Source organism: Neptunicella sp. (assembly GCF_048268085.1).
Taxonomy (GTDB): Bacteria; Pseudomonadota; Gammaproteobacteria; order Enterobacterales; family Alteromonadaceae; genus Neptunicella.
Genome location: NZ_JBLWWF010000024.1, coordinates 14,167 through 37,545, shown reverse-complemented (window position 1 = coordinate 37,545; position 23,379 = coordinate 14,167). Strand labels below are relative to the sequence as shown.

Annotated in this window: 22 protein-coding genes; 12 read left to right on the top strand and 10 right to left on the bottom strand. The window is 45.5% G+C overall.

Annotated features, from left to right (window positions below; genetic code table 11):
• The first annotated feature begins 22 nt into the window (after positions 1–22).
• Positions 23–1,741, top strand: coding sequence for a single-stranded-DNA-specific exonuclease RecJ (gene recJ, locus ACTD55_RS16750; protein WP_438865477.1), 1,719 nt, complete (start codon positions 23–25; stop codon positions 1,739–1,741).
• On the opposite strand, the gene ACTD55_RS16745 is transcribed toward recJ, so the two are convergent.
• The 6 genes from ACTD55_RS16745 to ACTD55_RS16720 all read right to left on the bottom strand — a co-directional run bounded on the left by ACTD55_RS16745 (position 1,742) and on the right by ACTD55_RS16720 (position 7,301).
• Positions 1,742–3,238: a hypothetical protein gene (locus ACTD55_RS16745; RefSeq protein WP_438865476.1), complete on the bottom strand. Its 1,497-nt coding sequence runs from the start codon at positions 3,236–3,238 to the stop codon at positions 1,742–1,744. It abuts the gene before it with no gap.
• Positions 3,239–3,400: 162 nt separating this feature from the next.
• The gene (locus tag ACTD55_RS16740; RefSeq protein ID WP_438865475.1) at positions 3,401–3,832 is read right to left on the bottom strand and encodes a DUF3859 domain-containing protein; all 432 of its coding nucleotides are present in this window, start codon (positions 3,830–3,832) and stop codon (positions 3,401–3,403) included.
• Entirely contained in the window at positions 3,807–4,556 is a 750-nt protein-coding gene (locus ACTD55_RS16735; RefSeq protein ID WP_438865474.1) for a hypothetical protein, read from the bottom strand. The genes ACTD55_RS16740 and ACTD55_RS16735 overlap by 26 nt, the downstream gene beginning before the upstream one ends.
• Positions 4,557–4,617: 61 nt before the next feature.
• Entirely contained in the window at positions 4,618–5,193 is a 576-nt protein-coding gene (locus ACTD55_RS16730) for a thymidine kinase (RefSeq protein ID WP_438865473.1), read from the bottom strand.
• Between the two features lie 118 nt (positions 5,194–5,311).
• Positions 5,312–6,157 (bottom strand): S-formylglutathione hydrolase, encoded by an 846-nt coding sequence (fghA, locus tag ACTD55_RS16725; protein ID WP_438865472.1) that lies wholly within the window; start codon positions 6,155–6,157, stop codon positions 5,312–5,314.
• Positions 6,158–6,182: 25 nt separating this feature from the next.
• Positions 6,183–7,301: an S-(hydroxymethyl)glutathione dehydrogenase/class III alcohol dehydrogenase gene (locus ACTD55_RS16720; protein WP_438865471.1), complete on the bottom strand. Its 1,119-nt coding sequence runs from the start codon at positions 7,299–7,301 to the stop codon at positions 6,183–6,185.
• A 153-nt stretch (positions 7,302–7,454) separates the two neighbouring features.
• Here ACTD55_RS16720 and ACTD55_RS16715 point away from each other — a divergent pair, with 153 nt between their 5' ends.
• On the top strand, positions 7,455–7,739 hold the full coding sequence (locus ACTD55_RS16715; protein WP_438865470.1) for a GIY-YIG nuclease family protein: 285 nt from the start codon (positions 7,455–7,457) through the stop codon (positions 7,737–7,739).
• 75 nt (positions 7,740–7,814) lie between these two features.
• Positions 7,815–10,703: a bifunctional [glutamate--ammonia ligase]-adenylyl-L-tyrosine phosphorylase/[glutamate--ammonia-ligase] adenylyltransferase gene (gene glnE, locus ACTD55_RS16710; protein WP_438865469.1), complete on the top strand. Its 2,889-nt coding sequence runs from the start codon at positions 7,815–7,817 to the stop codon at positions 10,701–10,703.
• A 12-nt stretch (positions 10,704–10,715) separates the two neighbouring features.
• Here glnE and ACTD55_RS16705 read toward each other — a convergent pair whose 3' ends face one another.
• Both ACTD55_RS16705 and lpxL read right to left on the bottom strand, forming a co-directional pair.
• On the bottom strand, positions 10,716–11,327 hold the full coding sequence (locus ACTD55_RS16705) for a TcpQ domain-containing protein (RefSeq protein WP_438865468.1): 612 nt from the start codon (positions 11,325–11,327) through the stop codon (positions 10,716–10,718).
• A 30-nt stretch (positions 11,328–11,357) separates the two neighbouring features.
• Entirely contained in the window at positions 11,358–12,278 is a 921-nt protein-coding gene (lpxL, locus tag ACTD55_RS16700; RefSeq protein WP_438865467.1) for an LpxL/LpxP family Kdo(2)-lipid IV(A) lauroyl/palmitoleoyl acyltransferase, read from the bottom strand.
• 136 nt (positions 12,279–12,414) lie between these two features.
• Between lpxL and hldE the strand changes: the two genes are divergently transcribed.
• Together hldE and ACTD55_RS16690 are read left to right on the top strand one after the other, a co-directional pair.
• The gene (gene hldE, locus ACTD55_RS16695; RefSeq protein ID WP_438865466.1) at positions 12,415–13,836 is read left to right on the top strand and encodes a bifunctional D-glycero-beta-D-manno-heptose-7-phosphate kinase/D-glycero-beta-D-manno-heptose 1-phosphate adenylyltransferase HldE; all 1,422 of its coding nucleotides are present in this window, start codon (positions 12,415–12,417) and stop codon (positions 13,834–13,836) included.
• Positions 13,829–14,704 (top strand): ROK family protein, encoded by an 876-nt coding sequence (locus tag ACTD55_RS16690; RefSeq protein WP_438865465.1) that lies wholly within the window; start codon positions 13,829–13,831, stop codon positions 14,702–14,704. The genes hldE and ACTD55_RS16690 overlap by 8 nt, the downstream gene beginning before the upstream one ends.
• Positions 14,705–14,707: 3 nt before the next feature.
• On the opposite strand, the gene ACTD55_RS16685 is transcribed toward ACTD55_RS16690, so the two are convergent.
• Complete coding sequence (locus ACTD55_RS16685) at positions 14,708–14,956, bottom strand: DUF6868 family protein (protein ID WP_438865464.1); 249 nt, start codon at positions 14,954–14,956, stop codon at positions 14,708–14,710.
• A gap of 91 nt (positions 14,957–15,047) precedes the next feature.
• Here ACTD55_RS16685 and ACTD55_RS16680 point away from each other — a divergent pair, with 91 nt between their 5' ends.
• Both ACTD55_RS16680 and ACTD55_RS16675 read left to right on the top strand, forming a co-directional pair.
• On the top strand, positions 15,048–16,079 hold the full coding sequence (locus ACTD55_RS16680) for an aldose epimerase family protein (RefSeq protein WP_438865463.1): 1,032 nt from the start codon (positions 15,048–15,050) through the stop codon (positions 16,077–16,079).
• 227 nt (positions 16,080–16,306) lie between these two features.
• On the top strand, positions 16,307–17,746 hold the full coding sequence (locus ACTD55_RS16675; RefSeq protein ID WP_438865462.1) for a DUF3300 domain-containing protein: 1,440 nt from the start codon (positions 16,307–16,309) through the stop codon (positions 17,744–17,746).
• Here the strand turns inward: ACTD55_RS16675 and ACTD55_RS16670 are convergent.
• The gene (locus ACTD55_RS16670) at positions 17,743–18,657 is read right to left on the bottom strand and encodes a LysR family transcriptional regulator (RefSeq protein ID WP_438865461.1); all 915 of its coding nucleotides are present in this window, start codon (positions 18,655–18,657) and stop codon (positions 17,743–17,745) included. The two genes, ACTD55_RS16675 and ACTD55_RS16670, sit on opposite strands and share 4 nt — an antisense overlap.
• Positions 18,658–18,761: 104 nt before the next feature.
• On the opposite strand from ACTD55_RS16670, the gene ACTD55_RS16665 reads away from it, so the two are divergent.
• From ACTD55_RS16665 to ACTD55_RS16645, 5 genes are read left to right on the top strand one after another with little or no spacing between them, the layout of a single operon-like run.
• Positions 18,762–19,994, top strand: a complete 1,233-nt coding sequence (locus ACTD55_RS16665) for an acyl-CoA dehydrogenase family protein (RefSeq protein WP_438865460.1) — start codon at positions 18,762–18,764, stop codon at positions 19,992–19,994.
• The gene (locus ACTD55_RS16660) at positions 19,991–20,794 is read left to right on the top strand and encodes an SDR family oxidoreductase (RefSeq protein WP_438865459.1); all 804 of its coding nucleotides are present in this window, start codon (positions 19,991–19,993) and stop codon (positions 20,792–20,794) included. The genes ACTD55_RS16665 and ACTD55_RS16660 overlap by 4 nt, the downstream gene beginning before the upstream one ends.
• Positions 20,791–21,867 carry a phosphotransferase family protein gene (locus ACTD55_RS16655; protein ID WP_438865458.1) on the top strand — a complete coding sequence of 359 codons (1,077 nt, stop codon included), beginning with the start codon at positions 20,791–20,793 and terminating at the stop codon, positions 21,865–21,867. The genes ACTD55_RS16660 and ACTD55_RS16655 overlap by 4 nt, the downstream gene beginning before the upstream one ends.
• On the top strand, positions 21,867–22,562 hold the full coding sequence (locus ACTD55_RS16650) for a histidine phosphatase family protein (protein ID WP_438865457.1): 696 nt from the start codon (positions 21,867–21,869) through the stop codon (positions 22,560–22,562). The genes ACTD55_RS16655 and ACTD55_RS16650 overlap by 1 nt, the downstream gene beginning before the upstream one ends.
• Before the next feature lie 11 nt (positions 22,563–22,573).
• The gene (locus ACTD55_RS16645; protein ID WP_438865456.1) at positions 22,574–23,323 is read left to right on the top strand and encodes an SDR family oxidoreductase; all 750 of its coding nucleotides are present in this window, start codon (positions 22,574–22,576) and stop codon (positions 23,321–23,323) included.
• The last annotated feature ends 56 nt before the right edge of the window (positions 23,324–23,379 follow it).

Below are 23,379 nucleotides of genomic sequence, written 5' to 3'. Positions count from 1 at the left end.
ATTGTCACTTACTTAACTGTTTATGAGCGTCAATATCAAGCGTCGCAAGTCAGCGGCGCTATTTTCTACCCAAACACGTTTCCCCGAGCGTTTACTGCAGATTTATGCGGCTCGGGGAATTCAGTCAGAGCAACAAATTAATACCAGTCTGAACGGATTGGCACATTTTAATCAGTTAAAAGGTATCTTGTCGGCGGCACAATATTTGGCTGACGCGATTGTGGCACAGCGTAAGATCGTCATTGTCGGCGATTTTGATGCTGATGGCGCCACCAGTACGGCACTGTGCATGCTGGCGTTAACTCGTTTAGGCAGTCAACAGCATGATTATCTGGTACCTAACCGCTTTGATTTTGGCTACGGACTCAGTCCGGAAATTGTTGATGTTGCCCATCAGCAACAAGCCCAACTGATTATGACCGTAGATAGTGGTATCGCTTGCCTAAAGGGCGTGGATAGGGCCAGAGCGCTGGGCATTGAGGTGATAATTACCGATCACCATTTACCCGCTGAAACGCTGCCCAATGCCCACGCGATTGTAAATCCCAATCAGCCGCAGTGCGACTTTCCATCCAAACATCTGGCAGGGGTGGGCGTCGCGTTTTATATGATGCTGGCACTCAAAGCAGAGCTTAAAAAACGGGATTGGTTTGTGGACAAGGCAGAACCGAATTTAGCCCAGTTGCTGGATATTGTCGCTTTGGGCACGGTTGCTGACGTGGTTAAGCTGGATCAGAATAATCGTATTTTAGTTCATCAAGGTATTCAACGTATTCGTTCCGGTCAGTGTCGTCCGGGAATTACTGCCATGTTTGAAGTAGCGGGTCGTAAGCAGGCTAATTTAGCCGCATCTGATCTTGGTTTTGTGATCGGTCCTCGGCTCAATGCGGCAGGACGTTTAGACGATATGTCGCAGGGCATTGAATGCTTGCTAACCGATGATATGGGGCAGGCCAGAGCCATGGCCGTGCAGCTGGATAGTCTAAATCGTGAACGGCGTGAAATAGAAGCATCGATGCAGCAAGAAGCGGTTAAAGCATTGGATTCACTTCGTTTATCCGACCAGGCATTACCTTATGGATTGTGCCTCTATCAAGCGGATTGGCATCAAGGGGTGATTGGCATATTGGCCGGGCGAATCAAAGAAAAGTATTTTCGCCCTACCATTGCTTTTGCTCATCAGGACGACGAGGTTATTAAAGGCTCGGCACGTTCCATTCCCGGTTTGCATATTCGTGATTTGTTGGAAGATATTAACAGCCGCTATCCTGGTTTGATTAGTAAGTTTGGTGGTCACGCCATGGCAGCCGGATTATCCCTGCCGCTAGCCAATTTATCCGCATTTGAATCCGCCTTTCATAACGTGGCGGAACAATGGTTACAGGATACCGAATTGCAAGGGGCAGTGATTTCCGATGGTGAGCTGGATGACAGTGAACTAACACTGGACTTCGCCCGTGAGTTAAAACAAGCCGGGCCTTGGGGACAGGGATTTGAAGAACCGTTATTTGATGGTGTGTTTAATCTGGTTGAACAAAAAATAGTGGGACAAAAGCATCTTAAAATGCAAGTGGCCAGCGCCTCTGGTGAATTGTTTGATGCCATCGCTTTTAATGTGGATCTTGAACAGTGGCCGAATAAGCAGGTGCGCCAGATACAATTGGCCTATAAGCTCGACATCAATGAGTTTCGCGGCAGGGTATCAGTGCAACTGTTAGTGGATGCACTGATACCAGTCTGATTAGTTTTGTTCGATAAGCGTATTGCTAATAAAGCTGATGGTTTTGCCGTCTGGCGACCAGCTCGGCACGTTGATGGTGCCTTGACCGCCATAAACATAGGCAATCACTTTGGGTTTTTGGCTTAAATCGGTGGGCATAATGCGTAAATAGACGTGCTTGTAAAACGGATGATCCTCAGCCGCCACATCCGGCAGATATGACAACATCACCATCTGCTTGCCATCCGGTGAAATATGCGGGAACCAGTCGTTATATTCATCAAAGGTCAGCTGGGTTTGTTCACTACCATCGGCTTTCATCCGCCAAATCTGCATGGTGCCGGTGCGGGTTGAATTAAAATAAATATACTTGCCATCCGGCGCATACTCAGAGCCGTCATCCAGATATTCATTGTCGGTCAGCATGGTTTCCTGACCGGAGGCGATGTTGATTTTGACAATATTCCATTTGTTATCGCGATTGCCGGTGAAAATCAGATTTTTATCATCCGGTGACCAACCGTGTAAAAAGGTGTGTCCAGCCCCCGTTTTATTAACCTGTACCGGATTATCACTGCCGGTGAGTGGCAAAATATAGGCGGTTGAGCGACGTTCATCGTCAGGATTGTGATGGCTGATAGCGATTTGTTTGCCATCCCAACTGAGTACGTGGTCGTTATTGTTTTCGTTGGCAAAACCGGTATTAAGTTCGCTGATATTGCCACTGGCTAAATCGTAGTTATACAACTTACCCTCAGCATTGTAGATGAGGGTTTTGCCATCATGGGTCCAGTTAGGTGCTTGTAATGAATTAGGCGCACGATGAATGATTTTGCGGTGGCCGCTTTCTACATCCATCAGCTCAAGATTACTGCCAATATAGTCCTGATAGGGTTTAAAGTCGGTTGCCGCGGGAGTAATAATACGCACATTACTGAAAACAGCCTGTTCTACTACCTCGGGATTATGCGAGCAAACAAACAGGCCAACGTAGGGATTTTCTCCCATGTCCAAATCGGCTGCTTGCACTTGGGTAAATGGCTGGCCAAATTGAGCGGTGGACATAATATACTGGTTGCCACGGCGCTCAAGCTGGATCACATCCGGCATTTTGTCGCTGGATTCAATCTGCTCTGTGTCTAGCCCGTCCTGTTTGCGAAATTGCAGGGAGGTCAGGCCATCACCATGTACTACGGCGGTGACTTGAGCTGAACTGGTATCCAGACTCTTGCGTACCGTCCAGCCTATCTTGCGGTGTGGCTCTACTCCGTTACCGACAAATTCCACATGAGCTCGCAGAATAAAATCACCCGGCAATTGTTTGTATAAATAGTGCATTTGGTCCTGTTTGAACCACATATTGGTACCGGCCCCTTTGATCCGGTATTGTTGGCTATCCGCATCGTAGCTGGCCTCACCTTTAATGGCGGGATCTCCCACACTAACTTGCTGATCGAACTGGTTGGCATTGGCACTCAAACTCATCACACAGGCCCATATTAGTAGAAAACGTATCATTGCTATTTCCTCGAATTGAGAATAAAACCATAGAATGATTGTTAGCCCAATCCAAGCGTTTACCTATAACAAAAACTGCATTGTCTGTTGTTTAATCTGTTATTTAGCGTGGGGCGATGTGAAATGGATATATTCAGGCAAGGACAAACCATTTGAAGCGGCTTAGAATCCCCGTTGTTTCCAAAAATCAGCGTCTTCCGGATGATCATCAGCAACGACTTCAAAGGTCTTGTCGGCAATAATATTGCCATCCAGTTCAAGGGTCATGCGCCAGTCACCGAGCTTATTCTGTATTGGTGGCCAAATGGTATCCCCCAGATAAAAATCCCAATCGTTGCTACGAATGTATTCTTCGCCATCAAATGGCGCCATGGGAATGCCATCCTCATCGGGAATATCAGGATGATAAATACAGTAGCGTACCTTACTGCCTTTGGCTTTTTTGATGTTAATGACAAAACCAAATTCAATATCGATTTGGGCGGGTATTTCGGTGGTAAATTGGCGAATTTTGGGCAGCGCCTTGCTTTCGGCATCCCATTTTGAATGGATACCGTAGCTAAGGATTTCAAATTGTGCTTTGTTTTTGGCCATTTTCCATACCAATTTGCTGGGGTGATGAGGGTAAAGTCTGGGTACTTAATATTTCTTGCTTGGCTTCAATAATTGCCTGGCTTAGTTGGGGCAGTATAGAGGCCCATTTCTTATGGATAAGATGATAACCATTGAGTTGAAATAATTTCAGGCTTTTGTGTGAAATCTTGATGGCATGATTATAGGGCGTATTTAAATCATTGATATTAATCATGTAATCCAGTCGGCCTAGTTCAAAAAGCTGTTTCATTTGCTGGTAGTCCACAAAACTGGTGATTCGAATCTTGGCATCATGTAAAAATTGATGGTGTTGCTTCAAACTCCCGACCAAGCCCAAAATATAGTGGGTGGATTGCATTGCCTCTTTGTTGCAGGGCAGAGAATAGCGACAATAAAGTACCACTTCCATTTGATTCAGGGATGGTTCGACGGCAATCAAATTAGAGTTTTTGGACGTGACAATACCCGCTCGCAGTACATCCCCATCCAATTCGCCATTATTGAGTAAGGCTAAAGAACGCTCAATATCGACTTTAGTGAAGTGAACTTTTATTCCCAGCTTTTCATAGGCTTTGGCGATCAAGGGTTGGTATACATTCATTACCGCCCGGTGTTGCACGTAGCTGATATTAAGTTGCTTGGGTAATTCGGTTGCCGCAGCCGATAAACCAGTGCTTACGATTAGGCTGAATATGATTGTTATTGTTATCAAAAGTGATTTCATCAAATTTTTCTTTATATAAATTAAGGGAATTAAGTAAATAGAACAACACCGGTCAGGTTGATTACCAGACGAGTTGTTTAAAATGGCAACGACACATAGATACATATTTGTCATTACCACCTACATCGACTTGTTCCCCTTCCTTGATTGGGTTTCCTTGCGCATCCATTCGCACCACAAAACTGGCTTTGCGTCCGCAGTGACAAACGGTTTTGAGCTCAATCATTTTATCCGACCACGCAAGTAAATAGTGGCTGCCTTCAAAGGTTTCACCAGCAAAGTCGGTGCGCAAACCGTAGGCGAGTACCGGAATATTCAGTATGTCTACCACGTCAGTAAGTTGTTTGACTTGTTGCTTGGTTAAAAACTGGGCTTCGTCAATAAATACACAATCCAGTGCCGATTGTTTATGCAATGCGGTAATTTGAGTCAATAAATCACTGTCTTGCTGAAATAAATAGGCCTCGGATTTTAGGCCAATTCGGGAGGCGACCACGCCTTTGCCAAAACGATCATCCAATGCAGCGGTAAACAAAGCTGTTCGCATACCCCGTTCCCGATAGTTATAGGCTGATTGTAATAACGAAGTCGACTTGCCGGCATTCATTGCCGAGTAATAGAAGTACAGTTGTGCCATTGTTGCGCCTGTTTCATTTTTATTATTTTAGAATGACGTCGTTCGTTGTTAACGTCAGGGCAAATATTCTACCCGTTTGTTGTCAACGGGCGAATATTTTTTGCCAAAAAAACAATGGCTATTTTAAATGTTGATAATGAAAACGCAGATGCGCTTCAATAAAGCTGCTAATAAAGAAATAGCTATGATCATAGTCCTCGTGATAGCCGAAATCCGCTGGATATTGAGTCTTATCACACAGGGCTTGCAGTGGCCGAGTTAAAGATTGTGAGTCTAAAAAGTTATCCGCCAACCCTTGGTCTATTTTCATCGGCATTTTCAAAATGCCGCCCTGTTGCTGCAATAAATGACAAGCATCGTATTGCTGCCATTGACTTTTGTCCTCACCCAAATAGTGGCTAAAGGCTTTTTGTCCCCAAGGGCACGCCATTGGGTTAACAATTGGTGCGAAAGCCGAAACCGACGTGTATTTTTGCTGATTGGCTAACGCAATCACCAGCGCCCCGTGCCCGCCCATTGAATGACCCGCAATCGCCGCTTTGTCACGGACATTAAAATTTGCCGCAATCAAGGCCGGTAATTCCGTCACGATATAGTCATACATATGATAATGGCTATTCCATGGCGGTTGAGTTGCATTGAGATAAAATCCGGCCCCTTTACCTAAATCGTAAGCGTCATTATCAGGTACATCATCACCGCGAGGACTGGTATCTGGAATGACCAATACTAGTCCCAATTCCGCGGCGACGCGTTGGGCGCCTGCTTTGGTGACAAAATTTTCATCGGTGCAAGTTAAGCCCGATAACCAGTAAAGTACCGGTAGCCGCTGATCAGTCTTGGCCTGAGGTGGCAAGTACACTGAAAAACGCATGGTACAGTTGAGTGAACTGGATTGATGCTGATACTGGTTTTGCCATCCACCAAATAACTTACTGGAGGAAAGTTGTTCAAGCTGGTTCATGCGCATTCCTTAATCTGGCGTCAACTTAAAAATGGACAACGCTGCGGATTGATTTACCTTCATGCATCAAGTCGAATGCCTGGTTAATCTCATCCAGTTCCATGGTATGGGTAATAAAGGTATCCAGCTCAAATTCGCCATTCAAATAACGCTGCACGTAATCCGGTAACTGGCTACGACCTTTTACACCACCAAAGGCGGTGCCGCGCCATACTCGTCCGGTAACCAATTGAAATGGGCGAGTAGAAATTTCTTGTCCGGCGCCAGCCACACCGATAATCACCGATTCGCCCCAACCTTTGTGGCAACATTCCAGTGCTGAGCGCATTACATTGACGTTACCGATACATTCAAAGGAATAATCGACACCACCGTCGGTCATATCCACAATGACCTCCTGAATGGATTTATCATAATCTTTTGGGTTAACCACATCGGTGGCACCCAGTTGCCTGGCTATCTCGAACTTATCTTCATTGACATCAATGGCAATAATACGGCCAGCTTTGGCCATTACCGCGCCAATTAACACCGATAAACCAATTCCACCCAATCCGAAAACCGCAACGGTGTCGCCTTCTTGTACGTTAGCGGCATTGGTGACGGCTCCCATTCCGGTGGTGACACCACAACCTAACAAACAGACTTTTTCCAGTGGCGCTTCTTTGGGGATTTTTGCCAGCGCGATTTCTGGCACCACGGTATGTTCGGCAAATGTTGAGGTGCCCATATAATGAAAAATAGGCTGGCCATTTTTGCTGAAACGGCTGGTGCCATCGGGCATTAAACCTTTGCCTTGAGTGGTTCTAATCGCCTGACATAAATTGGTTTTACCCGATAAACAAAATTTACATTCGCCGCATTCCGGGGTGTATAGCGGAATAACGTGATCGCCCACTTCAACGGACGTAACACCTTCACCTACTTGTAATACGATGCCCGCGCCTTCATGGCCTAAAATTGCCGGAAAAATGCCTTCAGGATCTTCGCCAGACAGGGTAAACGCATCGGTATGACACACACCCGTGGCGATGATCTTGACCAGTACTTCCCCTTTTTGCGGTAACTGTAGATCCACTTCTTCAATTGATAATGGTTTGCCAGCTTCCCAAGCAACGGCTGCGCGGGTTTTCATTGTTTGCATGTTGTTTCCTTAGCAGAATACAGGATCGGTATAGAACGGATTCTCGCATTTTTTTCGAGGTTTCGCAGTAATTGTGGATATATTTCATCTATCTGTAATGGCTTAATCAAATTCCGTTATGATGTATTTTTTCAATTAAATTAAGGCAGTTAAGTGAGCATTTGGCACTTATATATTATTAAAAATCGATTAGGCCAGTTATATACCGGAATTAGCACCGATCCGGTACGACGCTTTCAAGAGCATCAAACGGGTGGCAATAAAGCGGCTAAAGCATTAAAAGGCAAAGGGCCGTTACAGCAAGTTTATTGCATTGAAGTGGGCAATCGCAGTGAGGCAACTAAAGCTGAAATGGCCGTGAAAAAGTTGAGCCGTGAGCAAAAATTGGCTCTGATTACAGGAACAATTAGTTTAATCTCTATCCTGAAGGTTAAGTAAAACATGATATTAGAATTTTTGTGTTACTAATGAGGCCTGATATTTAATCAATGGAACGCTTTGGAGTTGTTGTTAATGTTGCCTGATGTAATGGAGCAAACCGCCGAATCGGCGTGGCAAAAATTACTGGATAAATACCCGCAAGCAGATTGGCTAAATCAGTACCGGGATGATCTTAAAGCTATTTTTGCCTTAAGTGATTTTATCGCCGATGCTTGTTTGGCCGATCTGACTATTGTTGAATTGATGTTATCTGCTGGGCAGTTGCAGCAACATTATTTTGATTATGCTGCGTTATTGTCCGAGCGATTGGCCGATGTTAACCATGAAGCTGACTTTCATCAGGTTTTACGTCAATTTAGACGTACTTACATGGTGCATATTGGGTGGCGTGACTTACTCAATAAACAAACCATTGAATCATCACTTGAACAGGTTTCCGATTTGGCCAATGCTCTGATTAGCCAAGCTTATCATTGGTTATATCAGCAACAGGGGCAAAAATTAGGCTTTCCGCAAGGTGAGTTTGGTCAGCAGCCAATGTTAATTATGGGCATGGGCAAACTAGGCGGTAATGAACTGAATTTTTCCTCCGACATCGATCTGATTTTTGTCTATCCCGAAAATGGTGAAATTGATAACGGCAAGCGCAGCACCGAGCACCAGCAATTCTTTATTAAGCTAGCTCAAAAATTGATTGGCGCGTTGCATCAAATTACCGTCGATGGGCAAGTATTTCGAGTGGATATGCGCTTGCGTCCATATGGTGACAGTGGCGCTTTGGTCAGTCATTTTGCCGCGTTTGAAGATTATTATCAGGATCAGGGACGGGATTGGGAACGTTATGCAATGGTTAAAGGCCGGGTGATTAATCCTGATGGTCCGTATAGCGACGAGTTAATGCATATATTGCAGCCATTCGTTTACCGCCGATATATTGACTTTGGTGCTATTGAAGCATTGCGAAAAATGAAACGCCTGATCAGTCAGGAAGTTCGTCGACGTGGGTTGCATGGCAATATTAAGTTGGGGCAGGGCGGTATTCGTGAGGTGGAATTTGTGGTGCAGAGCCTGCAATTGATCCGCGGCGGGCGTATTCCTGCTTTGCAACAACAGTCTTTATTAAAAACGTTGCAGGCATTGCAAGACGCGGATTTACTGCCCAAAGAAGACGTCATTCAAATACGCCAATGTTACCTGTTTCTGCGTAAGGTTGAGCAATCGTTACAACAGTTTGCCGATCAGCAAACCCAGCAATTGCCTAGTGAGCATTTAGAGCAGACGCGCCTGGCTCATGTGATGGGGTTTAACCATTACGAGGACTTTTTAACCCATCTAAATGAAAAAATGCAGCTGATAAGCCAGCAATTTAAATTGTTAATTGGTGAAGAAGCACAGCATCAGGAACAACCCGAATGGATGGAGTTGGCTGACTTATGGACGTTGTCTTTGGATATGCAAGAAGCCATGCCTATCTTGCAAGATTGTTTATCTGAAGAGGATATTCAGGCTTTCTGGCCTTTTTATGCTGATTTTCGTGAGGAAATGCAGCATCGTCCGATTGGACAGCGAGGGCGAGAATCATTAGATAAATTGATGCCAGCGATTTTACATACCGCGTTACACACCAAAACGGAGGATTATAGCCAGTTATTGCAACGGTTATTTCAAGTGATTAAGTCCATCTGTCGACGCACTGCTTATCTGGAGCTGTTGGTAGAAAATCCGGGTGCCATGCAGCAGCTCATTCGCTTGTGTAATGCCAGCCCGTGGATTGCAGAACAGCTGAGTCGTTTTCCATTGTTATTGGACGAATTACTTAATCCGGCCAGTTTGTATCAAACCACTGACTTACGGGCTTATCCGGATGAACTACGTCAGTTTATGTTGCGTATTTCACCGGACGATCTCGAATTGCAGATGGAAACCTTGCGGCAGTTTAAGCTTACTCAACAGCTAAAAATTGCGGCGGCCGACGTGACCGGAGCCTTGCCGGTGATGAAGGTCAGTGATCATCTGACCTATTTGGCTGAGGCCATTATTAATCAGACGGTGTTGTTGGCCTGGGAGCAAATGGTCGAAAAACACGGTTTACCTCAAGGAGCCTCGGCAGAACAACGCAATTTTGCGGTGCTTGGCTACGGTAAACTAGGCGGCATTGAACTGGGTTACGGGTCCGATCTGGATTTAGTCTTTGTGCAAAACTGCCCCGGTAATGAATTAACCGATGGCGTTAAACCCATTGAATCCAGACAGTTTTATATTCGCTTGGCTCAGCGGATCATGCATTTGTTTGCCACCAAAACCGCCTCCGGAGAATTATATGAAGTGGATTTACGCTTACGTCCATCGGGGAACTCGGGCATGTTGGTGTGCCATGTAGATAGTTTTGCCCAATATCAACGGGAAGAAGCGTGGACCTGGGAACATCAGGCTTTAGTGCGCAGTCGCTTTATATTTGGCGAAACGGATTTAGCAATCAAACTGGCTAATATTCGCCATGAGATATTATCCAGACCACGAGATCTCACCGACCTGACGACGGCCGTGGTTGAAATGCGCGAAAAGATGCGTCGCCATTTATCCAAAAGCAAGCAAGACAGCTTTGATTTAAAACAGGATGAAGGCGGGATCGCGGATATTGAATTTTTTGTGCAGTATATGGTGTTGGCCTACAGTCATCAGCATAGCGGACTAATTCGCTGGCCAGATAATGTCCGCATTATTGAAGGCCTTATTGAAGTGGGCTTAGTGGAACCGGAAGAAGCCCAACAATTGATAGATGCTTACTTGGAATATCGCAATTTAGGTCATCATCTGGCCCTGCAGAATAAACAAATAGTCGAACATTCCGGGCGCTTTGATCAATTACGTCAGTCAGTTAGCCAGATTTGGAACAAGTATCTGGCTGAGTCGGTGTATATGCGTAAAAGCGGTGATGATCACGGATCAACATCGAGCTAGGCTCAACGGTGTCTAACCTCGAGCCACAGAGCAATTTTTGCTTAAATAGGGTGTATCGGTTTCGGTAATCACTAAGGTTCGTTGTTTGGGACAGAAGTACGCCAATACTTTGCCATCGAAGCTCGCATCGATGGCCTGGCTGATTTTAAATAACGAGCCAACGATAGTGTCTTCCATCTGAAAGTGATTTTTAATGATAAAGTCCTGATCCAGTTCCCATAACACTTGCATCCCTTCTTTTTGGGCATAATCGGTGATGGCTTCGCGCAGGGTACTACCGGCTTTGAAGGTCCGATATTTATGTTCTCCAACCCAGCGTCCGGACACCGGTTTAAGCAGGCTTTCCATCCGTTTTAACCGATCCTGAATGGGTTTGTCCGGTGTGTTTACATCTAATACAAAGTCACCTTTATCTTCTTTAATGGGTTCGATAGATGACATTCTGTGTTGAGAATAAACCCGACTCATATTTTGGGCTGGATCCCGGGACTTGGTCTGCCCTTCGGCCACGGGTTTATTACTATTGTATTGATGAATAATCAGGACCAATACTGCAATGGCAATTAATGCCACGGCGAGACCAATATGTTTTGCCCAAAATTTAAATTCGGATGATGTACTCATGTTTCCGCCTAATTACTGCTGTAGGACATATTAATATAATGGTTGCTTATTGTCTTTGGGACGGGTTTTAAATCGTTTATGCATCCATAGATATTGTTCGGGAGCGACCATTATCATTTCTTCAATCTTACGATTGATTCTGGCCACATCTTGTTTATCGTCCCCGGAAGGGAAGTTCTCCAGTCCGGGTAAAAATTTAATCACATATCCCTGTTCAGTGCGCAAGGGTAACAAAAACACCGTTTCACAATTGGCCTTTTCCGCAAATATCATCGTACCTGTGGTGGTGGCTGTGTCAGGTACTGCAAAATAAGGCACAAACTCACAGCGTTTAGGGCCATAATCCTGATCGGGTAAATAGATGCACAGATCACCGTTATCCAGCGATGAAATCATTTCTGCGACCCCTTTTTTATGGATCATTAACTTATTGGAACGGGCACGACCATGATATTGAAAATATTCCATCAACGGATTGTTGTGACGGCGGTAAAACACCACTGCTGGATGGGTCATACCCATGCCACGACAGTTTATTTCCAGATTCATATTGTGAATTGCTAAAGCAAACACACCTTTACCTTTATCCAGTATAGCCTGCACATGTTCATAGCCTTCCACTGTGCAGTGTTTCCTAATCCGCCAATCAGGCCACCACCATCCCATACCTGATTCAAGTAAGGCGATACCGGCATTTTGCATCGATTTATGCAAAATGTTTTGCCGTTGTTGCTCTGGCATATCGGGCAAACATAATTGCAAATTGCGTTCGGCAACGTGACGACGACTTTTCAACAGCTTACCTAACAGATTACCTAACCCTTTGCCCAACACCAGCTGCAAGCGATAGGGGAGCCATGAAATCAGATATAAAAAAAACACGGCCAGCCAGGTAAGCCAATATTTAGGCGCTAAAAACGACCACTGAAAAACAGGTTTTACAATGTGCAAGGCAAAATCCAGACAATAAATTTGCGGCTATTATACCCAAACACATGAGGTGTGCGAAACATAACTGCTTCACGCCAAGAAAGGTTCTTTGTTACACTGAGCGCTGAATATTCACCTCTGGATCAAATAGGTCATTATGCAACTTCCTGATTTTTCACAGGCTAATGTATTAGTCGTTGGCGATATTATGCTTGATCGCTATTGGTTAGGGCCAACGGGTCGTATTTCTCCGGAAGCACCAGTACCCGTAGTTAAAATTGAAAGCAGTGAAGAGCGTCCTGGCGGCGCAGCGAATGTCGCGTTAAACGTGGCCGCGTTAGGGGCCAATGTGACTTTGTTAGGCATGACCGGAGATGATAGTGCCGCTGAAACTCTGCGCACCCAATTAACAGCGCTGGGTATTAATTGTGATTTTATTCGCCAATCAGGCTACGACACTATTACCAAACTGCGGGTATTAAGTCGCAATCAACAGTTGATTAGACTGGATTTCGAACAAAGTTTTGCCGATCTGGATAAAACGCCGTTACAACAAGCGTTTGCCCAGCAATTAACGGATATTGATGTGGTGATTTTGTCCGATTATGCCAAAGGGTGCTTAAGCCATGTGCAACAGTTGATTCAGCTGGCGCGGGATAAAAATATTCCGGTTGTGGTGGATCCTAAAGGTAGTGATTTTACCAAGTATCGTGGGGCTTCCTTACTTACCCCGAATATGGCCGAATTTACCTTAGTTGCAGAGCCTTTTGATTCAGAACAACAATTGGTTGCCAATGCACAGGCCATGACGGTCAAATATCAATTTGAGGCGATGTTGGTGACACGTTCCGAAAAAGGGATGACTTTTATTCGGCCCGATGCACAAGAACTGCATTTACCGGCTAAAGCTAAAGAGGTCTATGACGTAACCGGTGCCGGTGATACGGTGATCGCGACCTTGGCGACAGCGAAAGCTGCCGGAGCCAGTTGGCCTGATGCCTGCGCCATAGCCAATGCTGCTGCCGGAGTGGTGGTAGGTAAATTGGGCACCTCGACAGTGAGCGTTAATGAATTAGCGATAGCGGTGGCGTCAGAATCTGAAATTGGTCGTGGCGTGATGACAGAGCAGCAACTTAAAATTGCGGTTAATGCAGCCAAGTTGCGCGGCGAAAAAGTGGTTATGACCAATGGCTGTTTTGATATTTTGCATGCAGGCCATGTGTCATATCTGGAAAATGCCTGCAAGTTGGGGGATCGCTTGATTGTTGCGGTCAATAGCGATGAATCGGTTAAAGCGCTCAAGGGACCCGGACGTCCGGTTAATGGCATCCAGCGTCGTATGTCCGTGTTGGCGGGATTAGCGTCGGTCGATTGGGTATTCAGTTTTAGCGAAGAAACCCCGGAACGAGTGATCAGTGAAATTCTGCCCGACGTGTTGGTCAAAGGTGGTGATTATCAAGCTGAAGACATTGCTGGCAGCAAACAGGTATGGGCCAACGGCGGAGAAGTATTAGTACTTAATTTTGAAGACGGGGTATCGACTACCGAAATCATCAGGTCGATCCGCAACAATGACTGAGGTTTATGCGGTTATTGAAGCGGGGGGTACCAAGTTTAATTGTGCCCTCATGGATGGCGAAAAAAATATTCTAACCCAGCAGCGGATCACCACAACCACGCCGGAGGAAACATTACAGGCAGTGGTGCAATATTTCGATACCCAGCGCAAAGCAGGATATGCCTTTTCCCAGTTGGGGCTGGCCTGTTTTGGTCCACTCGATCTTAATCCTTCGTCACATCACTTTGGCAGTATCACGCAAACGCCCAAACCGGATTGGTCAAATACTCCGATAAAATCCATGCTTGAAGACCGGTTAGGTTGTCAGGTGGTGTTAGAAACCGATGTTAATGCTGCCGCTTTGGCAGAAGCATTATGGGGGGCAGCCCAAGGGGCAGAAGTGGCAGTGTATATCACCGTTGGCACCGGAATTGGTGGGGGAGTGGTGATTAACGGCCAACCTTTACACGGTTTGGTACACCCGGAAATAGGACATTTACAAATACCCAATCCTTACGGGATAGAATGTGCCTGTCCTTTTCATGACAGTTGCGTGGAAGGTTTTGCTGCTGGCAGTGCAATGGCTAAAATTTGGGGAGCACCAGCAGAGCAATTGTCCGATTCCCATCAGGCTTGGCAAGTGACAGCACAAGCCACTGCGCATTTGTGCCATAACCTGTTATTAACCTTGAGCCCGCACAAGATTATTTTGGGTGGAGGCGTGATGGCTAAAGCCGGTTTGGTAGAGAATATCCGGCGACTGACTGAGCAAAGTTTAGCGGGTTATTTGTGTAGTCCGGTGGCATTCGACGAGGTGATTGTCCGTCCAAAACTCGATGATATATCCGGTTTATATGGTGCACTGGCGGTGTTGGTTAATCCGGATTAGTTTTCATGCATTAATAATCTTTAACGCGATATAAGGCACCAGGTTTAAAACGAGTATTGCGAGTTTGTAATTGGCCAAGTACTGCATATAAATAGTGTTTAGCGCGTCGGTACGCAGGTTAAACATTTTGCTCTGTATTTTACTGATTAATGGTCCAAAGCTGAGCATTACGATGGTAATAAACAATAAGATAACGGCGTTGATCATCGTACACCAACCGAAAAAGGCAATTAAGTTGTCTAAATTAGTCATTAGTTATTCTCCTACGCGTTAAACAACCTCTAGATTGAGTATAGGACAGGATGATAATATTCAATAAATTTCAATTACTTCGGGCAAAATAGTGGCAATCATTAAACGTCATATCGGTGATATTGAGGGGCAACCTGTCTCCGAGTATCAGATCACAAATTTACAAGGTAGCAGTTTAACCATGTTGAGTTTGGGGGCGACCATGAGCAGTATCCAGCTGGCGGACCGTCATGGCGAGTTGACCAATATTTTGCTTGGCTATGATGATGTACAAAGTTATCTGGACGATCCGTTTTATATGGGCATTGTGGTAGGGCGTTTTGCTAACCGAATCGCTAACGGCCAGTTTAGTCTGGCAGGAAAACATTATCAGTTAACCTGCAATCAGGCACCCAATCATCTACATGGTGGTGAACGCGGTTTTCATCGTAAGTTGTGGGATGTCGACAGCTTTATTATTGATAATGGACAAGGGTTGATTTTTACCGGTCACAGTGCAGATGGTGATGAAGGCTATCCGGGTAACATGGATATTAGACTGGAATATCTGTTAACCGATGAAAATCAGTTAGTCATGAATTTTCAGGCACAATGTGATCAGGCTACACCAATTAGTTTTACCCAGCATCCCTATTTTAATCTGGCCGGTCACGGTGATATTGGTCAGCATCAAGTACAAATTAACGCAGATGCTATTGTCCCGACTAATGCTCAGGGTATTCCAACCGGTGAGTTGTTGCCGGTAAGCAATAATGCGTTTGATTTTCGTCAGCCCAAAACCGTCGCTAGCGGACTTAAACAACAGCATCCCCAGCAAGTGATAGCCAAAGGTTACGATCATAACTTTGCGTTGGATAAAGCCTGTCAAAGTATGCAGACTCCTGCCGCCACCGTACTAGAACCTGTGTCAGGCCGTGTATTGGAAGTGTATTCCAATCAGCCCGGGATGCAGTTTTATAGTGGTAATTATCTGGATGGTCGCTTTGCGCCCTACAGTGGCTTATGTCTTGAGCCACAAGCTTTTCCTGATGCGCCGAATCAGCCCGCCTTTCCTAATGCGATTTTGCAACCGGGTGAAATCTACCAGCATAAAATGATTTATCGTTTTGCAACCATGGATTAATCCATTAGCTAACGGTTGCCAGTGTTCAATTGGCAGCTGTTTTAATTAAATAACGACCGGCGATGGAACACTCTGTCGCCAATCTCTCCCCTAGTATACCGCCAACCAATACGAGACAACGATCAGGTTCAGTTCAGCCAGGGTTAAGTCTGGTCACTTTATAACTATGCTTACATTACAGAGTTTTGCCTTTATATCTGGGTGAACTCGTCAAACAGGATGCGGTTATGAACAAGTTACAGACATTAATTGCAGGGTATATGACTCCTTTGGCGTTACTAACTGGGTTGCCCTTATCCGCTGTGCAGGCGGCTGACACGGTAGTCACGGTGGAAAGTAGCGAACAGCAAAAAGTGGAGCTAAATCAGGCCGAATTGGATCAAATGCTGGCACCGATTGCATTGTATCCTGATACCTTGTTGTCACATATTCTGGTGGCCTCGACTTACCCGCTGGAGGTGGTTCAGGCTGCCCGTTGGCGTAATAGCAACAAGGATCTAACCGAACAGCAAACCTTGGATGCCGCAGAAGCCAAAGATTGGGATCCCAGTGTTAAAGCGTTAACCCCCTTCACTGATTTATTGAATAAGCTCAGTGATGACTTGAACTGGTTGCAAGATTTGGGCGATGCCTTTTTAGCCAATGAAGAACAGGTGTTATCCACCCTGCAAAACCTGCGTCACAAAGCTTATGAGCAAGGTTCATTAGCCAATAACGAGTACATTGAAGTTGAGCAGGATCAAGATGAGATTGTAATTGAAACGGTGCAAAAAGAAGTGGTTTATGTACCTTATTACGATACTCGAGTGGTGTATGGAAACTGGTGGTGGGATGCCTATCCTCCCCTGTATTGGCATACCCCGGTGCATTATGTGAGTTATGCCGGATTTTATTGGGGACCACGGGTAGTGATCCGCCCCAGTTTTTATTTTGGTGGCTTTCAATGGCACCGCCGTCAGGTCGTGGTGAATTATGAATACCGTCATCATCCTTATCCGATTGATCGCCACCAGCGGGTGAGAACAAAAGAGTATCAACGCTGGCAACATAATCGGGATCATCGTCGCAATGCCCGTTATATGAATAACAAAGTGATACGTTCCGCTGAGTACGGTGGTGCGCGGCATGCGACTGTCAATCGTGATAGCGGACATATGGTTAACCGCCAAGTAACAGGGCCTCAACCGATTCGGGGTGAGCATCAACAGGCGGCGATTAGAGCCCAAAGTGTGCAAAAACAGCTTAGGGATCATCGGAATGATTCGCTAAAAGCTAATCCTTCGGTGCGTCTGAATCAGCATAATGTGGTTAAACAGGCTCAACGTTCAGGCGACCAGCATGACTTAATGCGCCAGCCATCACAAAAATGGAATCGTGATAATAATCAACAGCCTATTCGCAAAGTTGAAGGACCAACACCGGAGCTAAAATCCTATCGAGCGCAACGGGAATTGCCTGAGCCGGTGCGTCCCAGGATTACCGAAGCACAACAGGCTAAATCGGGCCAAGCGACTGTTAATCGTGAAGTGAGCGTGGTAAGACCCAATAAAGTCGAGAGGATGCCGGATCATGCTCGTACGATACAGTCTTCGCAAGGCGTAAAACGAAGTTATTCCAGACCGGCAGTGAAACCGGTAAGACCGTCTATTCGCCACAAGGACAACTAATCCAGTAACGCGATGACGTTACTGATCTGCTGGCGAAACCATATCTGGGCCGGATCGTGTTCGGTGTGTTGGTGCCAATATAAGTGAATATCCATTGGTGCTAGCGGGTAAGGTAAGTGGAGTTGGCGCAATCCGGACAGCGTTAAATCTTTGGCTAATCGGGCTGGTAGTGTCAATAGTAATTCAGATTGCCGAGCAATATCCCGCGCGGTGGCGTAGTGTTGGCAACGCAAAGCGATCGTGCGATTAACGCCTAACTGTGATAAACCAATATCTTCAATTACCATGCCGCTAGGGCGATTCGACACGGTAATATGTTTGGCATCGAGATAATGTTGCTTGCTCATATTATTGGCCCAAGGATGTTGCTGGTTGAGCAAAATTGCAAAGTGATCAGTCATGAGTTTTTTATGTAAAACCGGTGATTTTATCGGTAAGGCCACATCGATAATTGCATCCAGATGCCCCGCACCGAGTTCTTGTTCAAGCGCATGACGGTTGATATGTACGCTGGAAAGGCTGACATAAGGAGCCTGTTGGTTAAGTTGTGTGATTAATAAGGGAAGTATTAACGCTTCTTGGGCATAGTGAAGGCCAATTCGAAAATGCTGGGTACTGTGGCAAGGCTCAAAGTGTCCGAACTGCTGCAAGATTTGTCTTAATCGAGCTAAATTGTCCAGTAATGCCGGTGCCATGCTCGTACAGGCTGGGGTCGGTAACATCTTACTGCCGCTGCGTACAAACAAGTCATCTTGCAAGGCAGCGCGCAAGCGTTTAATGGCATGACTCACCGCTGATGGGGTGAGATGCAATTGCACGGCACAGCGAGTCATATTCTGTTCGCGGTACAAACATTCAAATACCTTAAGTAAATTAAGATCCAGTTGTTGCAGGGATTTTGAGTCGGTCATATTGTGAATTGTATTCATTTAGTGTTAGTAAAATAATTCATTTTATTCATATTTAGAAGAGGTATAAGCTGAACTTAATTCCATTTTAATTGGAGCGAAAGCCAGTGAATTTCCAACCTAGTGATAAAAGTCAGGATTATCTTGGTCAATTAAATACCTTTATGACCACGCAAGTGGAGCCTGTCGAACAGGACATTATCCAACATCATGCTCGCAACGAACGTCTTGACTGGCGTGAATGGCAAGTCTGTCCACAAAGCGAAGATCTTAAAAACAAAGCCAAGCGAGCCGGATTGTGGAATCTGTTTTTACCGGATAACCAATTAGGACAGGGATTAAGTTGTCTTGATTATGCCCCCTTGGCTGAACGAATGGGGCAAAGCTTGATTGCACCGGAAATATTCAATTGTAATGCGCCGGATACCGGTAATATGGAAGTGCTCTATCACTTTGGAAGCGAATCGCAAAAACAACAATGGCTAACGCCACTGTTGGCGGGTGAGATCCGTTCCGTATTCTTTATGACTGAGCCACAGGTTGCCTCATCTGACGCCACTAACATGCAGGCCACGATTATTGAAGATGGTGACAACCTGGTGCTTAATGGTCGTAAGTGGTGGTCAACCGGACTGGGACACCCCAATGCCAAAGTCGGTATTTTTATGGGCTTGTCCAATCCCGACAATGAGCGTCACAGTCAGCACAGCATGGTATTAGTGCCGCTAGATACAGCGGGGGTGAATGTGCAACGCATGTTAACCGCCTATGGCGAATATGATGCCCCTTATGGTCATGGTGAAGTGCATTTTGATAATGTACGAGTCCCCAAAAGTAATCTAATTATGGGGATGGGCAAAGGGTTTGCCATTGCACAAGGGCGCTTGGGTCCGGGGCGCATTCATCATTGCATGCGTGCCATTGGGGCGGCAGAAAAATCCCTTCAACTGGCGATCAAGCGTGGCACTGAACGAGTGGCTTTTGGCAAACCGTTATTACAGCTAGGCGGTAATCTGGAGCGGATTGCCGATGCCCGTATCGCTATTGATCAGGCACGTTTATTAACCTTGTCAGCGGCTTGGAAAATTGATCATGTGGGGGTTAAAAATGCCATGACCGAAATATCCGCGATTAAAGTGGTGGTACCCAATATGCTCGAACAAGTTGTCGATATGGCGATTCAACTTCATGGAGGAGCAGGAATGTGTAATGACTTGCCTTTATCTCGCTTTATGGCGATGGCCCGGGCATTGCGTTTGGCTGACGGGCCAGATGAAGTGCATAAGGCTATGGTATCCCGATTGGAGTTGGCTAAATATCAACATAAGGAACGTCCATGAGTTTACGCGTATTTATCACCGGTGGCGCATCAGGGTTAGGTCGAACGCTGGCATTAAAATGGGCAGCTCAAGGTGCCAGTGTGTGTATTGGTGATGTGCATGTTGAGCGTGGTCAACAAACCGTCAAAGAGATTGAAAACGCGGGCGGAACGGGCAGCTTTGTGCAGTGTGATATTACTCAGCAGAACGATGTCGACGCGGCCGCGCAACATATTCTGCAGTTGTGGCAGGGCATCGATATTGTGGTCAACAATGCCGGGATTGCCAGCGCCGGTCTGCTTGATACTGAAAGTATTGAACAATGGCAAACAGTGCTGGATGTGAACCTGTTAGGCATGGTGCGGGTAAGTAAAAAATTTGCCCCTATATTTCGTCAGCAGGGCAGGGGGTATTTTGTCAATATTGCCTCTCAAGCGGGATTGACGCCGATACCGCGCATGGCCAGTTATAATGCGGTTAAGTCTGCAGTGGTGGCATTTTCCGAAACTATGCGACTGGAACTGGCTCGAGACAATATTGGTGTGACGGTAGTGTGTCCAACGTTTTTCAAAACCAATTTGGCGGAATCGTTGCAAACCGCGGAACCTGAAATGCATGCGGCAGTCAATAAATATTTAAATCGTTCTTCACTGACGGCGGAGCATGTGGCGCACCATATTTTTAGTGCGATTGAAAAACGGACGTTTTTAGTTACTCCTGATAAAATAGGTCGTATGGCATTTATGCTAAAACGGCTTTTACCGCAAAAGGTGTATTTGAATTATATGCTTAAACAAACCCGCCGAATGATGAAACGATGACTGAATTATTAGATAAAGCCGGTCAAATACGCAGTGGTGAAGAGCTACCGCTAGAGACTCTTATCCCATGGTTGCATCAGCATATTGATGATTTGCAGGGTGACGTGCAGGTTAACCAATATTCTGGTGGTGCCTCTAACTGGACCTATTGTTTAACCTTTGACAATCAACAATTAATTTTACGTCGTGCCCCGGCGGGAACCAAAGCTAAAGGCGCGCATGATATGGGGCGTGAATTTCGTTTACAGCACGCATTAAAGCCTGTTTTTCCTTATGTTCCCACCATGCTGGCCTATTGCGAAGATACCAACATCATTGGGACCGAATTTTATGTGATGAAAAAGCTCGACGGCATCGTGCCTCGGCGTAATTTCCCCGTAGGACTGAAACTCAGTTCGGACGACGCTAAACAGCTCTGCACCAACGCGCTTGACGCATTAATTGAGTTACATCAGGTAGATATTGTAGCGGCAGACTTGCAACATTTAGCGAAGGGAAAAGGATATACCAAACGACAGATTGACGGCTGGTGCGAGCGTTACCAGAAGGCCCGCAGCTGGAATGTGCCCAAAGGTAAAAAAGTCATCCGCTGGTTGCAGGAAAATATGCCAGATAAAGAGCGTATTTGTCTGACCCATAATGATTTCCGTTTGGATAATTTAGTGCTGGATGTTGATGATCCCACTCAAATTATCGGGGTACTGGATTGGGAGTTGGCGACACTCGGCGATCCGCTGATGGATTTGGGCAATAGTTTGGCCTATTGGGTAGAAGCGGACGATGATTTCATGGCGCAGGCCACGCGCCGTCAGCCAACGCATGTAAAAGGCATGCTGACTCGTAAACAGATTATCGCCTATTACTGCGATAAAATGGACGTTGATGTAGCTGACTTTGCTTTTTATGAAGTGTACGGCTTATTTCGGTTGGCAGCGATTGCCCAACAAATATATTATCGCTATCACCACAAACAAACCCGCAATCCGGCATTTAAGCATTTTTGGTTGTACGTCCATTATTTGATGTGGCGTTGTCGAAAAGTGATTCGGGCATCCAGTAAAGGTCTTGCATAATGACCAGTATTTACCTTATCCGTCATGGACAGGCATCGTTTGGTGCGGATGAATATGACCAGTTATCTCCACTAGGAATAAAGCAAGCTAAACGCTTGGGAGAAGGGTTACAGCAACGTTTGGCCAGTGTTGATAAAGTGATTCATGGTGGAATGCAACGGCATATTCAGACCATGCAGCATTGTATGGCTGAGTTTGTCCAATTAAATATTGAGACAACAGAAGATACTCAATGGCGTGAATACAACCATCAAGAAATATTGCTTAAACATAATCCCCATTTTGCTTCCTCAGAACAAATCAGCACATATCTTGCCGAATTTGCCCATCCCGAATTGGCTTTCCAGCAAGAATTTGATGGTGCTATCCGTCGTTGGATGAGTGGTGAGCATGATAGTGATTACAGCGAAAGTTGGCCTCAGTTTGTGGCGCGGATAAAGCTTGCTTTGGCTAATACACTGGTTGCTGCACAAGGTAAAAAACGGGTTTTGGTATTTACATCCGGAGGGCCGATTAGTTTGGTCAGCCAGCAGTTACTGGGTATCGCACCAAAAAATATGTTACGTCTAAATTGGACCCTGAATAATGGTGGTGTGACTAAGTTATTTGTCAGTCGTAACGGCTTAGTGTTATCCAGTCTAAATGAACATAGCTTGTTTGAAGGCGAATATCAGCATCTCATTAGCTATAAATAGAAGAGAAAATAATGAGTAGAAAAAACATTTTAATTACGGGTGCCAGTTCGGGATTAGGGCGAGAAATGGCTCGTCAATTTGCAGCTAAAGGACGTAATTTAGCCTTATGCGCCAGACGTGTTGAAAACCTGCAAGAATTACAGCAAGAGTTAAAAAAAGCGTACCCCAGTATCACGGTGCTGATTAAAGCACTGGATGTGAATGATCATGATCGGGTGTTTACCGTATTTCGCGAATTTGAAGCTGAGCTTGGGCAGTTGGATCGAATTATCGTTAATGCCGGTATGGGCAAAGGAGCATCCGTTGGTACCGGTTATTTTGAGGCGAATAAACAAACCGCAACAACGAACTTCGTCTCGGCACTGGCGCAATGTGAAGCCGCGTTGGAAATTTTCCGTAAACAACGTCATGGCCATTTAGTGACTATTTCGTCGTTTAGTGCTATCCGGGGATTTCGTCGTGCACTCACGGTGTATGCCGCCAGCAAAGCCGCTTTATCGTCATTAAGTGAAGGTATGCGGGTCGATTTATTGGGAACCCCAATAAAAGTAACCACCCTGCATCCTGGTTTTATAAGTAGTGAAATCAATGAAAAAGTCAAAAAAGTGCCGTTTATGGTCGATACGGTAACTGGTTGCCAAGCTATGCTAAAAGCCATTGAGTCTGAAAAAGCCAGCGCATTTGTGCCCGTTTGGCCCTGGGCATGGATGCGTTTTATCTTAAAAGTAGCTCCATTGAGTTGGTTAGCAAAAATGAGTTAACCATCGGATAAAAACGTTATAAGCTCAATACACTGCGATTAAATATACTTTGTATA